General features: G+C 34.8%; 17 protein-coding genes. 11 read left to right on the plus strand and 6 right to left on the minus strand.

Annotated elements, in window-relative coordinates:
- Nucleotides 1–4 precede the first annotated feature (4 nt).
- Genes ASG31_RS16685 through ASG31_RS16700 form a run of 4 tightly spaced genes read left to right on the plus strand, consistent with a single transcriptional unit; the run spans nucleotide 5 to nucleotide 4034 of the window.
- Entirely contained in the window at nucleotides 5–1153 is a 1149-nt protein-coding gene (locus ASG31_RS16685) for a hypothetical protein (RefSeq protein ID WP_056035419.1), read from the plus strand.
- The gene (locus ASG31_RS16690; RefSeq protein ID WP_231433798.1) at nucleotides 1129–2097 is read left to right on the plus strand and encodes a glycosyltransferase family 2 protein; all 969 of its coding nucleotides are present in this window, start codon (nucleotides 1129–1131) and stop codon (nucleotides 2095–2097) included. Before ASG31_RS16685 ends, ASG31_RS16690 begins: the two co-directional genes overlap by 25 nt.
- Entirely contained in the window at nucleotides 2097–3101 is a 1005-nt protein-coding gene (locus ASG31_RS16695; RefSeq protein ID WP_056035422.1) for an acyltransferase family protein, read from the plus strand. The genes ASG31_RS16690 and ASG31_RS16695 overlap by 1 nt, the downstream gene beginning before the upstream one ends.
- Before the next feature lie 6 nt (nucleotides 3102–3107).
- Nucleotides 3108–4034, plus strand: a complete 927-nt coding sequence (locus tag ASG31_RS16700; RefSeq protein WP_056035424.1) for a glycosyltransferase family 2 protein — start codon at nucleotides 3108–3110, stop codon at nucleotides 4032–4034.
- 20 nt (nucleotides 4035–4054) lie between these two features.
- Here the strand turns inward: ASG31_RS16700 and ASG31_RS16705 are convergent, their stop codons facing one another.
- The 5 genes from ASG31_RS16705 to ASG31_RS16725 all read right to left on the minus strand — a co-directional run bounded on the left by ASG31_RS16705 (nucleotide 4055) and on the right by ASG31_RS16725 (nucleotide 9196).
- The gene (locus tag ASG31_RS16705) at nucleotides 4055–4996 is read right to left on the minus strand and encodes a hypothetical protein (RefSeq protein ID WP_056035428.1); all 942 of its coding nucleotides are present in this window, start codon (nucleotides 4994–4996) and stop codon (nucleotides 4055–4057) included.
- An 8-nt stretch (nucleotides 4997–5004) separates the two neighbouring features.
- Entirely contained in the window at nucleotides 5005–6042 is a 1038-nt protein-coding gene (locus tag ASG31_RS16710) for an MBOAT family O-acyltransferase (protein ID WP_157844482.1), read from the minus strand.
- Nucleotides 6043–6447: 405 nt separating this feature from the next.
- Nucleotides 6448–6684 (minus strand): acyl carrier protein, encoded by a 237-nt coding sequence (locus ASG31_RS16715; protein WP_056035432.1) that lies wholly within the window; start codon nucleotides 6682–6684, stop codon nucleotides 6448–6450.
- A 1-nt stretch (nucleotide 6685) separates the two neighbouring features.
- Nucleotides 6686–8419 carry an HAD-IIIC family phosphatase gene (locus ASG31_RS16720; protein ID WP_206549409.1) on the minus strand — a complete coding sequence of 578 codons (1734 nt, stop codon included), beginning with the start codon at nucleotides 8417–8419 and terminating at the stop codon, nucleotides 6686–6688.
- A 6-nt stretch (nucleotides 8420–8425) separates the two neighbouring features.
- The gene (locus ASG31_RS16725) at nucleotides 8426–9196 is read right to left on the minus strand and encodes a class I SAM-dependent methyltransferase (protein WP_056035438.1); all 771 of its coding nucleotides are present in this window, start codon (nucleotides 9194–9196) and stop codon (nucleotides 8426–8428) included.
- Nucleotides 9197–9294: 98 nt separating this feature from the next.
- Here ASG31_RS16725 and ASG31_RS16730 point away from each other — a divergent pair, with 98 nt between their 5' ends.
- From ASG31_RS16730 to ASG31_RS16745, 4 genes are read left to right on the plus strand one after another with little or no spacing between them, the layout of a single operon-like run.
- The gene (locus ASG31_RS16730; protein WP_056035441.1) at nucleotides 9295–10134 is read left to right on the plus strand and encodes a glycosyltransferase family 2 protein; all 840 of its coding nucleotides are present in this window, start codon (nucleotides 9295–9297) and stop codon (nucleotides 10132–10134) included.
- Nucleotides 10134–11288, plus strand: coding sequence for a glycosyltransferase (locus ASG31_RS16735; protein WP_056035444.1), 1155 nt, complete (start codon nucleotides 10134–10136; stop codon nucleotides 11286–11288). The genes ASG31_RS16730 and ASG31_RS16735 overlap by 1 nt, the downstream gene beginning before the upstream one ends.
- A gap of 37 nt (nucleotides 11289–11325) precedes the next feature.
- Nucleotides 11326–12765: an AMP-binding protein gene (locus ASG31_RS16740; RefSeq protein ID WP_056035447.1), complete on the plus strand. Its 1440-nt coding sequence runs from the start codon at nucleotides 11326–11328 to the stop codon at nucleotides 12763–12765.
- The gene (locus ASG31_RS16745; protein WP_056035450.1) at nucleotides 12765–13403 is read left to right on the plus strand and encodes a GNAT family N-acetyltransferase; all 639 of its coding nucleotides are present in this window, start codon (nucleotides 12765–12767) and stop codon (nucleotides 13401–13403) included. Before ASG31_RS16740 ends, ASG31_RS16745 begins: the two co-directional genes overlap by 1 nt.
- Nucleotides 13404–13567: 164 nt before the next feature.
- Here the strand turns inward: ASG31_RS16745 and ASG31_RS16750 are convergent, their stop codons facing one another.
- Entirely contained in the window at nucleotides 13568–13798 is a 231-nt protein-coding gene (locus ASG31_RS16750; protein WP_082504617.1) for an acyl carrier protein, read from the minus strand.
- Between the two features lie 49 nt (nucleotides 13799–13847).
- Between ASG31_RS16750 and ASG31_RS16755 the strand changes: the two genes are divergently transcribed.
- Genes ASG31_RS16755 through ASG31_RS16765 form a run of 3 tightly spaced genes read left to right on the plus strand, consistent with a single transcriptional unit; the run spans nucleotide 13848 to nucleotide 16215 of the window.
- Complete coding sequence (locus ASG31_RS16755) at nucleotides 13848–14408, plus strand: acyltransferase (RefSeq protein ID WP_056035455.1); 561 nt, start codon at nucleotides 13848–13850, stop codon at nucleotides 14406–14408.
- Nucleotides 14409–14410: 2 nt separating this feature from the next.
- A complete protein-coding gene (locus tag ASG31_RS16760) occupies nucleotides 14411–15610 on the plus strand; it encodes a glycosyltransferase (RefSeq protein WP_056035459.1) in 1200 nt (399 codons plus the stop codon).
- A 47-nt stretch (nucleotides 15611–15657) separates the two neighbouring features.
- Nucleotides 15658–16215, plus strand: a complete 558-nt coding sequence (locus ASG31_RS16765; RefSeq protein ID WP_056035462.1) for a serine acetyltransferase — start codon at nucleotides 15658–15660, stop codon at nucleotides 16213–16215.
- Nucleotides 16216–16244: the final 29 nt, after the last annotated feature.

Below are 16244 nucleotides of genomic sequence, written 5' to 3' on the forward strand. Positions count from 1 at the left end.
CCGTATGAATAGTCAAAAAAACCAAATTTTAAGTAATGACAGATATCAACTGATCTTAAAGCTGATTTACTTTTTGGCGACAGTTTTGTTTATTTACAAATCCCGATTATTTCTGCTTGAACCTAGAATTTGGGCCGAAGAAGGTAGTGTATATCTAAAAGATGCTATACTTAATGGCAGTAAATCACTGCTTAATTTTCATCAGGGTTACTACTCAATTATTCCCACTTTTACTTTCTACGTAAGTACGTTTTTTAATTACAAATACATTCCCTATTTTGCTCTGTTTGCATCCCTCTCAGTCTGGGTTTTATTATTCTTCATAGTGGCAAAACTGATTAATCCATTATTTAAAATCTTTCTGTTTATAAGTCTTTTTGTGCTTCTGAATCAGTATCAGCAATTATTTCTCAACACCATTAATCTGCAGTTTATAACACCACTACTGCTCCTTATTTTTCTACAAAATGACCTTGAAAATATCAGTAAGAAAAAACACATATTTTTACTTGTGCTTATCTTTCTGAATATCTTCAACGGCGTTTTGGGTATTCTTCTGCTACCCTATCTGGTCTACAGGCTTATACTCGTTAAAAAGTTTAAGACGCTTTTCTTCAGTCTTGCATGTGTAGCTCTGTATGCTTTACTTTACATCTGTTTTAAAGAACAATCAGACAATCTATCTTTAAGTGAAAGATTTGTCTGTAACTTTAACATTAAATATCAGTATTGGCAAAAAAACCAAATTTCGCTTCTGAAAATGCATTACTACATCATTCTTCTTGTTTTGTCAATTCTATTTTTACTGTTAAAAAAGTGGGAAATTTCGCTCATATCACTAATTTGTTTTACAAACTTCTGTTTCATTGATATGACCAAATTATGCACCCTGCAAATTACAGAACGATACAGAGTGTATTTGTATGCCTTAACCCTAATCTTCTTTTACGGTTTGATACACAAGCAACTGAGCACAAAACTGCTGCTGTTGCCCACCCTTGTTATTTCTTTCTTTTTTTCAAAATCTTTTTTTGACACAGACCATTCTTACTGCATAGAATGTCCCGACTGGTCATCTGAATATAAAAATCTGGAAGAGAAGAAAAAGGCAAAAATTCATCCTGCCGGATGGGAAATAGACATAACAAAATAGGAATCATGATGAATATTTCTGTGATTATACCGGTTTACAATGCAGCAGCCTTTCTGGAAAAAGCGGTAGAATCGGCACTGTATTTTGATGAGGTAAAAGAAATTCTTCTTATTGACGACTGTTCCACAGACACTTCACTGCAGGTCTGTAATTATCTGGTAAAAAAAGATTCGCGGGTAAAGCTTTATCAACATCCAGACAAAGGAAATCACGGCGCAGCTGCAACGAGAAATTTAGGTTTGGATATGGCTTCGCAAGAATTCGTCGCTTTTTTAGATGCCGATGATTATTATCTACCGAACCGTTTTGATGCTGAGAGAATTATTTTTAAAGATCCTGAAATTGAAGGCGTTTTTGGCGCAATAGGAGTAGAATTTCTTTCTGAGAAAGGAAAAGCAGAATACAATGTGAAATTTAATAATTCGCAACTTACCACGGTCCGTTATTCCGCAGAAGGCAAAGACGTTTTCAGAGGATTATTAAATCTTACCCCAGATTTCTTTGGAACCTTTTTTCATTTAAATACACTTACAATTAGAAAGGCCGCACTGGAAAAATCCAAATTAAAATTTAACAGGAGTCTTAGGGTTCACCAGGATTCAGATTTTATTATAAAACTTGCTTATCACAGTTTTTTAAAATCCGGAATTATAAATCGCGCAGTAGCGATACGTGGCGTGCATGATGACAATAGAATTACAAAAATTAAAATTTACTCCAGAGAATATAATCTTCGTCAGCTTTCACTTTGGCATTCTCTGTATCTCTGGTCAAAAGACAACACGTTGAAACATGATGAGAAAAAACATCTGTTTTTACAGTTTAAGGCCTTTGAAATATCTCAGAAAAAAGGTTTAAAAAAAGTATTTAATATCATCTTATCTGCTTTAAGACATCCTACGATATTAAAAACAAGATATCGATTTACCTACATGCAGAAATAATGAAGCTTAATAACTTACAGATTTTACGTGGGATATCTGCGCTGCTGGTGTGTTGTTTTCACTTCCGTGCAGACATCAACTTCCAAAATTTAAAAATCGGGGAAATCCTCTTCGGTAACGGAAGTATAGGCGTACCCATATTTTTCGTAATCAGCGGTTTTATAATGGCATATACCAACAAAATAAATGGTGTAGAAAATAAAGAAATTCTGTCTGATATCCTGCTTTTTTATAAAAGAAGGGTGATAAGAATTATTCCTTTGTACTATATTCTCACATTTGCATGGATTGTATTGGGAGCCAGTTTGCTTTTGTATTTCACAGATGCATCACTGCGGTCAAGATTATTTCACTCATTACTTTTCTTACCTCATCAAAATCATCCTCCAGTACTCTATCTGGGCTGGTCTCTTAATTACGAAATGTTTTTTTATGCTGTTTTTGGTCTGTCTCTCTTTTTTAAGAAAAAAAAATATATTTTCATAACCCTGTTTTTTTTGACATCTTACAGCGTGGGTAAATTGTTAATTTCAGACAATCCTTTCTTTAAAATGCTCACAAGCAATCTTAACCTCTATTTTGTGATGGGAATTTTTCTCGCCATCATTTTTCGTAAAATAACGATTGCCCGCGATGTTGCTGTTTCAGTATCTGTAATTGGGATCTTGCTTTTCTCGGCGCTTTTTTTTAATTTCATTATCATTAAACAGGAACTATTGATTTTACTTGTAGTAACAGCATTTGTCTTATCATTTCTACTTTTTGACTTTGCTTTAAAAATCAAGGCTAGTAAGATTCTTGTTTTTTTCGGAGATATTTCCTATTCACTATATCTATCTCATCCCTTTACAGATATAGTACTCCGAAGATTTTCAATCGCTGAATCTTACCGCATACCTTTTTTTATCTTTAAAATTATTCTGTCAGTTGCCCTCGCTGCTCTTCTTTATCATTTTATTGAAAAGAAAATAACTGCGTATATGAAAACCAAATTAAACGCTTAAAATCAAATGAAAATATCTGTCATCATACCCGTTTACAATGCTGAAAAATACATTACTCAAGCCGTTGAAACTGCACTTCAGTTTGATGAGGTTTTTGAGGTCATTTTAGTGGAAGATCAATCACCGGATAATGCTTTGGAGGTTTGTGAAAAACTGGAACAGAAATATGAAAGGGTAAAACTGTTCCAGCATCCCGATAAAGCAAATCATGGTGCCGGAGCCAGCAGAAATTTAGGTATAACAAAAGCAACCGGAGAATTTATTGCCTTTTTAGACGCAGATGACTATTATCTTCCCAATCGTTTTGATGCAGAAAAGGAACTATTTAAAAATCCTGATACAGACGGTGTTTATGGAGCTATTGGAGTACACTATTACACCGAAAAAGCGAAGCAGCAATTCTACCATATTTATCAGGATAAACTGGATACAGTATATAAAAAAACTGACCCTAAAGATGTTTGCCCGGGTCAGATGAACCTTCGGGGAAGTTTTGGGTTGATTCACCTTGATACTTTAACCGTAAGAAAATCTGCTATGAAAAAAATCCAAAATCTGTTTGAGCCATCATTACGGTTACATCAGGACACAGAATTTACCATCCGGCTTTCTTACTATCTCAACCTGTACACCGGCATAAACGATAAAGCAGTTGCAATGCGGGGCATACATGAAAATAACAGAATTACTAAAGTAGAAACCAAACAGACTAAACCGGCCACCACCAAAATTCTTTTATGGGAAAAGCTGAAGGCCTGGTCAGATCACGAGCAGAATCTGCCGGAAGAATACAGAAAACATATCATTAGAACACACAGAAGTTTCGAAATTGCAAATGCACCTTTTCCGGGAAAATGGCTGATGATTGCAAAATATTTGATTTCTGATTACAAAAGTATTGCTTCAGGATTATATAATATTAATTTCAGGTAAACAGGATCATCAGACCATATTTAGTGATTTAAAAGCAGCTTTTCCCCCAGATCCTGTGAAAACTTATCCATAGATTCTGATGTGAGATGCACCTCGTCACCATATAAATAATCGTTTTTTAAATTGTTGTAATTAATATACAAAACGTTCTTCTGACTGCTCAAGATGCTAATTTTACTATCGAAATCCGGATAATATTTTTTTTCAATTAAATATGGAGCTGTATTAATTGGCATCCTCACTAAGACCACAGTTCCGTGCTTTTTTAAGAAATCTATAGTTTCTGCAAGATAGCTCAACCTGCGTTCTGAAAATTTCAGATTGATCATCCTGTCTTCAAATTCAGCCATTCTTATCTTATTCTCTTTATTTAGTTTCTCCAGAGATACAGCTTTTAACCTCGTTACTTTTATTTTGCCATTGTCTAATATTTCAGAAGTTCCTATTGCATTTTTCTCCGGCAGAATTTTTCTGTTCAGCACATGGGTAATAGAAAAATTATAATTTTCCAGTAAATACTCAAAATTAGGATTACCTGAAACTGTAGAAGTCATTGCTACAGATTTATCATTCTCATTGTAATTCTCGGGAGAATCCGGCAAATTTTTATCAACCATTAAAGCAGTTGGTTCAACCGTGACAATGAAAAAACCACTTTTTGTCTCCGGCTTAATTTTTTTCTTAACAGATTCCAGATATTTAGGACCATACGGAGAATGCGCCCAGGTAAAGGCATAATTATACAGTTTTACATCCGGGTATTTTGTATTGAGAATGCTGTCTAAGATTGCTGGATTCATTCCGGCAGCTCTGGAACTTCCTAAAATAAGAGAATTCTGTTGTGGTGAACTGAATCTTTTATAAAAATCATCTGTTTTTTTTCCTGTTAAAAAAACAGCATAGCCAATCACCAATAAAGGCAAAATTGAAAAAAGAGCAAGTTTAAATAAAGATTTTTTCATAATTAAATTTAAAACTGTGCATAAATAAAACCTTTAGGAGCAATGTAAAACAGAAACACCAGGAAAACCAAAACATAATAAAATCCCCATCTCAGCACCACATTTTTATTGGCAAAAATATCTTTAATCGCAAATTCTTTATCTCTGAAAATCCACTCAACGGTCATCATAAACACAGTGAGAATCGCTATTTCTTTCTGGAATTTAAAATTCGGAAACTGGAAAAAAGAGGGTGAGAAAATTTCTCTGTAATATCCTGTCGCCATAGTCATATCTTTTACGAAGAAAAGTACCATTAATAATGAAAACATAACGAAAGTCAAAGGAATATTAATCAGTTCATCTTTTGTAGGAATGATGTTATTTGAGGCTTTAATTTTCTTATTCATTTTCCCTTTTAAAATCAATGGAATAAACATAATCCCGCTCACAAGGCCGTGTACAATGTAATGCCATTCTGCGCCATGCCAAAAACCAACCACCAAAAAGTTGATGATAATCGCCATAATCAATCCAGATTTTCCGTAATCCCTGAAATTAATGCAAAGTGGTGTAAAAACATATTCGGTGAGCCAGGAAGTGAGCGAAATGTGCCATCTTCGCCAGTAATCTGCAACGTTTTGTGCAAATAAAGGATAATTAAAATTCGGCTGAACTTTGATTCCCAAGATTTTTGAAATCCCGATCGCCATATCAGAATACCCTGAAAAGTCTGCATACAATTGAATAAAATAAAGAACAGCACCAATAAATAAAGCGCTCCCGTTTAATGTTTCGTAAGATTCGAATAAAGGCGTTGTAATCGTTGCAATGTTTTCTGCAATCACCAGTTTCTTGAAAAGTCCCCACAAAATTTGTTTCAATCCATCTGAAAACTGATCCGGTGAAAAGTCTCTTTTTATTTTTAATTGATTTAAAAAAGCCGTTGCTCTGTCAATTGGCCCTGCAATAATACAAGGGAAAAATGCGATAAATACTGAATAATCTAATAAAGACGGAATTTCTTTAACCTTATTATTTTTAAGATCTAATAAATACCCCAACATTCGGAAGGAGTAAAAACTAATCCCAATCGGCATTAAAATTTTTAATAAACCAAGTTGACTTTTAAAATTAAAAATCTGTAAAAAACCGTTTATATTTTCAATAAAAAAATTGAAGTATTTAAAATACAAAAGCTGAATCAACACAAAAAAAACGCCGAGTCGTAACCAGATCACTTTTTTCCCAGCTTCGGCAGATTTTATTTTGTTTCCAATGAAATAGGTGATTCCTGTAGATGCGATCAACAGAAAAACGAATTCCCAACTCCAGCTGCAATAAAAAACATAACTTCCCAGGAGCAAAAATAGATTTTGCAGTTTCGATGTTTTGCCCAAAAGAAAATAGACAAAAAACAGTGTGATAAAGAAAAATATGAAATTATAAGAGTTGAGAAGCATCGAAAAATTCTATTTCTGTTTAATCGATTCTACCATTTCGCCCACATTATTCCAGCTTTGGATTTCTGATGAAGTAAAACGGATTTTAAATGCTTTTTCTATGGCTACAATCAATTGGATATGAGAAAGCGAATCCCATTCTTCTATGTCTTCTGCTGTGGTTTCTTCGGTTAAAGTAATGCCTTCAACATCCAGTTCTTCCTGAAAAATTGCGTTTAATTTTAATAAAATTTCTGAGTTATTCATTTTAAAATGAGTTTTTTGTAACGATTTGAACTTTTTTCGATTGATAGTTTTCAACCTCAAGAATCCACTGATTATTTTGTTCGGCAAAACCAAGATTTTCATAGTGATTTTTTACCATTTCATTTTTTGCAGTAGCAATATATTCTCCCACGATGTATTTGAAACCGTGTTTTTTAGCGGCTTCTACGATGGTATTGAGTGTAAAATCTTCCATTCCCCTTTTCAAAACCCGGCAGCTCATCAACCAGGTGTTGATGAAAAGTGTTTCTGTATTTTGTTTTTCAAGAATGACCACACAGATTAATCCGTTGTCGCCATATTTATCTTCTAAAGTGAAAGACAAAGTATGATGATTTTCAGAAGAAATTAAATCTTCAATTTCCTGCTCTGTAAAACGAATTGTCCTTAGATTAAACTGATTGGAACGCTGTGTCAACTGGGAAACTCTCGGAGTCGAAAATTTATTGAATTTCTGAACATCAGAAACCATTTTCATGCTTTTCAGGAAATCGTCAACATTTGTAAAACTTTCCAAAGCGACCGCACGTTTTGCTTCAATTTGGTATTGTTTTGTGCGTTCTGCATCATTTTCAGAAACACTTGCGGTTTCAAAAATATTGAGACTATACAGATACTCCAAGTATTCTGCAGGGTCTTCCGGTAATTCTGGAACGCAGACATCGGGTAGATTTTCGCGGACAATATTTCTTTCAAAAGGATTGTCATCCAGGAAAACCATCGAATCAAATCCTATATTCAAAATATTCTGAATTTTTCTGATATTGTCGGCTTTATTATCCCAATTGGCGACAAAAACTGCAATATCGTCCATGTTCAGAACCATATCCGGATGTTTTTCAAAAGGTTCTCTAGCTTTATCCTCATCATTTTTACTGCAGACTGCGATAATAATTCCTCTTCTCTGCAAAGCTTTTACCCAATGCTGAAATTCCGAAAAAGCCTTCCCGATTCCTAAATTTCCGATCTGAATTTTTTCCAAGCCGTCATCACCAATAATTCCTCCCCAAGTTGTGTTATCAAGGTCCAGAATCAGACATTTTCTAAATTTCCCTTCAACCGAAGAAATAATACTTACGATATGATGAGCAACTATTGGAAGAATATCGAGCGACAACACCATTTCGGTATTGATGTAAATATTGGGCGAAAACATAAAATCCCGTCCCCACTTATTCTGAATGGAAGCCAAATCTGCCAGAAAAAGATTGCTGTTTTTCAAAGCCAATTCAGACAGAAGATAATTCAATTTATTTTGTTGAAACACAAAAGACGACTCCACTTTTGTAGAAAAATTCCCGAAAACCTGATTATCAATTCCCGGAAAATTGCAATAAATCACTTTGCTTTTTGTCCTGTTTTGAATAGTATTATAAAGCTCTTCAACAGCATTCACCTTATTTTCAGCGAAATTTAACTGGTCACTGTAAGATTTATAATATTGATTTAAAAGTTTATGAGAAGATTCGAAAATTATGGTATAATCGGCTTCGAATTCATAATATTCTGAAGTTGCGTCTAAAATCTGTCTTGAAATCTGCCCGAAATCTGCTTCGAACATTTTAAGATTAAAACCTTCTTCTGCAGCGGTTCCTTTTAATGCAACATTCAGAAATTGAGTTGCAGTATCGCCTAATAAAGCAACTTTTACCTTTTTAGAATCGCTGTGTTCAAGCTTTGCGAGTTTCTTTAATTCGGAAAATGTTTTGTACATCATTTCTCTTTATTTCACAAAAAGACCTACATATTTTCCTTCAAAATCTACAACCGTTGGCTGAACTTTAATTTCTTCGCAAAAATCCTGAAAAGCCGAATTGTCATTAATGTCATCAGAGATAAACACGCCGCCTTTTCTTAATCTTGGGTAAAGCGTTTCGTAAGCCCACTTCATTCCTTCATAGGATTTGTCTGAATCATAGTGTATCACATCGATCCCGCCGCTTTCTTTTAAAATTTTGGGTAAAGATTCCCGGTCGGCATGGCGGAAGAGCTTCCAGTTTTTTCTCAAATCATCGGGAACGATGCAGCCGACGTATTGATCACCATTCTGACCTAAATAAGGCATATCTGAACTGTACAAAGTTCCGTTTCTTTTTTGTAAAGAAGTGAGTGTGGCGAAAGAACTCCATCCATAAGCAACACCCGTTTCTACAACAGATTTTGCCTGGGTAAATTCACACGCGCTGTAGATTAATTCCAAAGCACCTGCTCCACCCATTTTTATGGGACAGGCATTTTGTTTTCCTAAAGCTTTTCGAAATTCCTGAGGATATTTTTCTGAAAAATCTCGAAATTCAAGATTAAATAATTTCTTGATTGCATCTTCCTGACTTACAGCAATCTTAGCTGCCCAAAGATTGGTTTTGTCTTTTCCTTTGAAAGCTATGTTTCTTTTAAAAATATTTTTGATGATTTTTCTACCTAATTCAGGATAAAGATCTGGTCTTTTGAGGTATCCGATAAGGGTTTTGAAAACCCGTGCTATTTCTCTCACAGTGTTTGTTTTAGTCGTGCAAAAATAAGACTTTTATCTGATTTATTATTTTAAAGAATAATTATCTTTGTCTAAAATTTATTATCAAACCCTCTTATATGAAATTTTCCATTCTTATTGCCAATTTCAACAATGGTAAATTTTTCAGAGACTGTTATGATTCTGTTATTGCTCAGGAATATCAAGACTGGGAAGCCGTAATTGTTGACGACAGATCTACAGACGATTCTGTAAAAATCATCAAGGAAATTATAGAGAATGACAGCAGATTCAAATTTTTTGAAAATGACGAAAATTATGGTGTGGGCGTTACCAAATCTAAACTGATAGAATTGGCCAGCGGCGATGTTTGCGGCTACGTAGATCCGGATGATGCCATTAGACCTGCTGCTTTAAAAAGCGCTGTAGAAGCCTTAAAGAAAAATGCAAATGTGGTTCTTACTTATTCCCGGTTGGCAAAATGCGATGAGTCCCTGAATGTTTTATCAGAATTTAAATCTGCGATGCAGGTTCCCAATGGAAGAAAAACCTTTTTTAACTTCCCTATTCAAATTGCACCTTTTGTGAGCTTCAGAAGAGATATTTACCTGAAAACGGATAGAATGAACCCTGAACTGAAGATTGCTGAAGACCAGGATCTCTACTACAAAATGTACGAAGCCGGCAAAGTAAAATTTATCAACCAAACTGATTATCTGTACCGTGCGCACGCTGGAGGTATATCCCAGAATGAAAACAAAAAAAAATCATACGAATATTACGCAAGAGCTATCTGGGAAGCAATGCAGCGAAGAGGAATAAAGGAGATTAACGGGAAAAATGTTCCTGAAAGCTACACTGCCACTCAAGAGATTTTTGACCTGTTGGAATATCAAAATAAGATACCATACCGGCTCAAAAAGAAGATATTGATATTTTTAGAAAAAATATTCGGGTAATGGCAGGAAAAAAAATAAAAGTTTTGTTCAGACACCGTTCAATGGAGATCGGTGGTGTAGAAAAGGTTGTTCTAAGCATGATGAACAATCTGAACAGAGAAAAATTTGATCTTACCGTCTGTCTAAACATTAATCAGGGTGAACTGAGAAATGATTTCCCTCCTCACGTAAAAAAGGTTTACATTGCTGAAGGAAGAGAGGATATGTCTAAGAATCCTGTTCTTCAAAAAATACAGTTATTAAAAAGAAAATACAGGCTTGGTCTGGCTGAGAAAAATGCTGAAGTTGCTCAAAATCTTCTTCGTGAAAATTATGATGTGGAAATTGCAACTACATACTCTGTTTACAAGACCGTATTAAATTCTACCAATAAAAATTCCAGAAAAATAGCCTGGCTGCATTCTGATCTCACTTTAGAAGGCTTTGATCCTTACCGTGAGGAGATTTTTGCAAATATGCAGCAGTTTGATTATATAATCTACGGCTCTAAGCAATGCAAAGACGCATTGGACGAAAAGTTTCCGCAGGTACAGTTTCCTCCCGGAGAGGTAATCTTAAATGCAATTCCCATCTCTGAAATCAGATCCAAAGCCAACGAATTTCTGCCCGATCAGGAAGATGTTCCTACATTCATTTCGGTAGGCAGACTTCATTTCCGTAAAGGCTATAAAACCCTTCTTGAAGTGCATAAGAAACTCTTGGATTCTGGATATTCACACAAGATCAAAATTATTGGAGACGGGGAAGATTTTGATTTCCTGGTGAAAAGAATAGAGGAACTGAATGTGAAAAAAACCTTCCTTCTGCTGGGCACAAAGATGAATCCCTACCCTTATGTGAAAAACAGCGATTTTTATGTAATGCCCTCAGAGAGTGAAGGCTGGCCTTTAATTATTGCAGAAACATTAATCCTTAAAAAACCAATTCTGGCAACTAACGTAGGCGGCATCCCAGAGATGATTGACCATAACTCAACAGGCTATCTGGTTGAATATTCTGAAGACGGCCTGTATAAAGGAATGGTCAAATTTCTCACAGACGGAAAATTAACAGAAAAAATAAAACATAACCTGGAAAATATTGACGAAAAATTTGATAACAGAAAAATTTTCAATGCTGTGGAAAAAATTATCACAGACATCACCTGTGATTAAAAAATCTTATAAAAAATGCTAAACACAAATAACTCTAATGAACATATTACTTGATAATTTATACCGTACTTTCATCAACAGCCGCAATAACATCTGCGTTGCCATTGATAAAGAGCAACATACATACGGTGAAGTGTTTGACATATCTTGCCAGATAAGACATCAGATTCAGAAGACTTCTTCTCAAAATATTGGGATTTATTTAACGGATGATGTTTTTATGTATGCATCAATTCTGGCAATTTGGCTTGAAGGTAAAACTTATGTGCCTATTCACCCAGAATTCCCATATAATAAAAATAAAAACGTAATTGAGCAGGCTGAAACTGAAACCATCTTATCATCAGTTGAAATAAAAGAGGATTTCGGAGTCAATACGATTAATTCTAATGAAGATTTTGGAAGAGTATGTGTACCGCCAAAAAACATTCCGATGGAAACCAATGCCTACATTCTGTTCACTTCTGGCAGCACAGGAAACCCCAAAGGAGTTCCTATTCAGTTTTCTAACCTCTTTTATTTTTCAGAATCTTTTCATACTACGTTTGGAAATCTAAATACTGACGACAGTGTTCTGCAAATGTTTGAGCTCACTTTTGACTTGTCGGTAATGAGCTACCTTATTCCCTGGCTGAATGGTGCAAAAATCACAGCTCTTCATAAAAATGAAACAAAATATCTACAGATTCTGGATCTTTTGGAAGCCAACGAAATCACCGTAGCATTAATGGTACCAAGTATTTTAAATTTAATTATACCCTATCTCGACAGTGAAATAAATAATGAAAGTCTGAGGCTGAATTTGTTTTGTGGAGAAGCACTTCTGGCAAAACAGATAGAAAACTGGAAAGGATTTGTACCGAATTCCGAAATGTACAATGTTTACGGACCTACAGAAAATACTATTTTCTGCACTTTTTATAAAATTGGAAATCATATTAAAGAAAAAAATGGAATTATCAGCATCGGGAAATCTTTACCAAACAGCTGTATGCGCTTTTTAGATGATTCTTTAAACGAAGGTGAACTCCTGCTCTCCGGAAAACTACTTACTCAGTTTTATTGGAAAAATGAGATTAAAACCCAGGAAACTTTCATAGAAATACAGGGCGAAAAATTATACAGAACAGGAGATTGGTGCATCAAAGATGATGAGGGAGATTTTTATTACACAAATAGAATCGATTTTCAGGCAAAAATAAATGGCTTTCGGGTGGAATTAGCAGAAATTGAATATTTCGCTAATCAAAAATTGGAAAACGCAGTCAGCGTTACCGTTTTACATAAAGACAACAGTGGAAATGATGTATTGATTCTTTTCGTAAATGATTTGAGTGCTTCAGAAGACACAATTTATCAGCATTTAAAGAAAAATCTTCCTGATTACTGTATACCTCAGAAAATAATTAAACTGGAAAAATTTCCTGTAAATACATCTGGAAAAACAGATAGAAATGAACTTAAAAATTTGATTTAATGACCATTAGAAAAGCCAATATCGGAGACATCCCTTTCATTGTGAATGCAATTATGGAAATTGAAAATTTTGGAGACAAAAACACGTTCAATAATTTATTTGGTACCGATACCCAAACCACAAAAAAATACCTCACCGCCTTCTTACAAGATGAAGAAAATTTCGGTACTGAGTTCTCCTTAAACACTTACACCATTGTTGAATATGATGGAGATCTTGCTGCCTGCTGCAGTATTTTCTTCACCAATGCAGAATATTATCAGAATAAAAGCGAATTATTTCCTATCCACCTCGGAAAAGAACACCTTCAAAATTTCATTAAAAACGCTAAAGATCTCCCTGATACCAAAAAAATTTCCTCCAATAAGTATTTTTTAGAATATCTTTTCGTGGCACCATCATTTCGAAGCATGGGAATTTCTAAGCCTTTGATAGAAAATCTTTGTAGCCAAACAGACAGAATGTATCTTATTCCCTTAGAAAACAACCGGTTTGCAATAGAATACTATAGAAGATTAGGATTCACGCAGGACGAAGTGGTAAAAAAATTCCGAATTCATACAGACGAAAATCCCATATATCCCCACAGCTATAAGATAATGCTGTACCGCGACAGCAAAGAGAAAAGAAGCTCTTAAAATAATTCCGAATCTGCAAATTTTAAATCAAGCGTAAATTTTTTGCTGATAATTTCCTGTCTTCCTGAAAAGGCGCAGTTCGCTGAAATTTCATGTTTAACTCCATTCATTACAGGAACAGTAAGAAAAATGCTGTGCTTTTTACAGACAAACAGCAAAATGATCTAGGAAAATTTTTCAGAGCCAATCACATCTACCAAATCCTGAACGGTGGCAATACTTCTGAACCCCCTTGGATTAATTTTTACATTAAAATGTTTTTCAACAAGATCTAGAATTAAAACCGCAGACAGAGATCCATAATTTTCCAGCTCTTTAAAATGGGTTTCCAGTTTCAGAGGTGATTTCTCCTTCATTTCGGATTGCAGTAATCCACAAAAGTCTTCTAAGTTCATAATCGTATTTTTCAAAAGCAAATTTATAAATTATATTTAACTTTGCCCGATGATGATGATTTATAAAATTTTAAATAAACTCTTCACTGCATTTAAAGATTATCAACAACGTATCTACACCAAGATATGCTTAAGTAAAGGATTGAAGCTCGGTAAAAATGTTGTCATACGGAATAATGTATCATTTGGTTCCGAACCATTTTTGATAGAAATTGACGAAGATACAAGAATCGGAGAGGGTACAACTTTTGTGACGCACTCTGGCTTTACAGTTAACCTGAGAAAAATTACAGGATATGAAACTGTAAGAAATTTCGGTCATATCAAAGTGGGGAAAAACTGCGCCATAGGAAACGGCTCCGTCATCCTGCAAAACGTAGAAATAGGAGACAACTGCGTTCTTGGCGCTAACTCTGTTTTGTCAGATTCTATGCCAAGTAACAGTGTATACGGCGGTAATCCTGCAAAATACATCTGTGAAATTGAAGACTATGGTGATGTGCTCTTAAAAACTACGACGCAGTATCCCATCGATTTAGAAAAAGACAAAAAACAGCTCAATCACTGGCTGAGGAAAAATCTTCCAAAAAAATATAAAACAGCAAAATAAAAATGTCTTTTAAGAAAAAAATCCTCATCAGAATCGGTTCCCTACGCCACGGCGGAGCAGAAAAAGTGCTGGTTACTTTTCTTAAAAGTCTGCAGAAAGATAAATATGAGATTGATCTTCTTCTCAATTTGTATTCTGGAAAATATCTGAAAGATGTCCCGGACTGGATTAATATTATCTACCTGAATAAAGGCGAAATGATTACCACCAACCGACTTCAGGATCTTCCAAAAAAGGCGGCGAGAGTAATCTATCAGAAAGCTTTAAACAAATTCCCAAACTTCCTCTACAAAGGAAAACTAAAAAATAAAAAATACGACATTGAGTTTGCGGCCATCCACGGAATGCGGGATGAAATATTAAATTCTCCTTTAAAATCATCCAAAAAAATAGTCTGGATTCACAACGATCTCTCTGAAGTGAAAGGTTATACGAATGATGAAACCAAAAAGTTTTTTGGTTTTGATAAAATTATGGTGATTTCAGAAAAAATTGAGAAGCTTTTCCAGAATTTAGCTGAAAATGAAACTGAAAAACAGAAAATTGTAAAGATTTACAATCCTTTAGACACGGAAGAAATTATTAAGAAGTCGGAAGATGGAAGTCAGAAGCCGGAAGCCGGAATTGCCGATTATCATCAAGACATCCAGCATCCAACATCCAGCTCCTCACATCCAGCCCCGACATTCATTTCCGTAGGAACGGTTTTCCCTCAAAAGGGTTTTGACAGACTTCTGAAAGTGCATAAAAAACTTTTGGATGAGGGTTTTCAACATCAAATCTTAATCGTTGGTGATGGTTACGATTTTGAGAACATCAAACGTCTGAAAACTGAACTTAAAGTTGATGACACAGCTAAAATGCTGGGTTTTACAGACAACCCTTATCCTTATTTTCAGAAGGCAGATTTTTATATCTTAAGTTCGAGGTATGAAGGTTTCCCAACGGTTTTATTTGAAGCAATTACTTTAAAAAAGAAAATTATTGCCACCGATGTTTCCGGTGTGAGAGAAATGCTCAATGATGGTGAATTGGGTTTGATTGTAGAAAATTCTGAAGCCGGAATTTATGAAGGAATGAAAAAAGCCATCACTGATAAATCATTTTTCGATCCGCATCTGGCAAAACTCAGTCAGGCAGAAATGCCTTTTACGCTTGAAAATTCGGTTCAGAAAATTACATCAATTCTTGACAGCTTGTAAAAAAATTGTAATTTTAAAACTGATTCAGATTTTTCTACCTTTGTTGTATGGCAGATCACTACTCTACTATTCAAAAAGATTTTTACAGAGAAAGCGGTAAATGGCTTTCCACTTTTAATATTTGGATTAAATGTCTCAATCCCAACCTACATTTTATTTATATTTTAAGAAAAACTCAGAAATACAGTAAAACACCGGTTTTAAGCCTGTACTGGAGAATAGTTTTAAGACATTTCCAGATCAAATACGGTTTTCAGATTTATCCTGAAACAGAAATTGGAGAAGGTTTTTATCTGGGACACTGGGGAAGTCTTGTGATTAATCCTAAAGCTAAAATCGGGAAAAACTGCAATATTGCTCAGGGTGTAACCATTGGGCAACAGAACAGAGGCAAAAATGAAGGATACCCTGTAATCGGCGATCAGGTTTGGATAGGCCCTAATGCGGTTATTGTAGGAAATGTAAACATCGGAACAAATGTTTTGGTAGCTCCAAACGCTTATGTTAACTTTGATGTACCGGATAATTCTGTAGTGGCGGGAAATCCAGCTAAAATATATCCTAACGATACTGCTACAGAGGGCTATATCAACAATCAGATCTGAAAATATTAAACATTGTTAAAAAAATTTTT

Origin of the sequence: Chryseobacterium sp. Leaf404, from assembly GCF_001424145.1 — a bacterium.
Classification (GTDB): Bacteria; Bacteroidota; Bacteroidia; order Flavobacteriales; family Weeksellaceae; genus Chryseobacterium.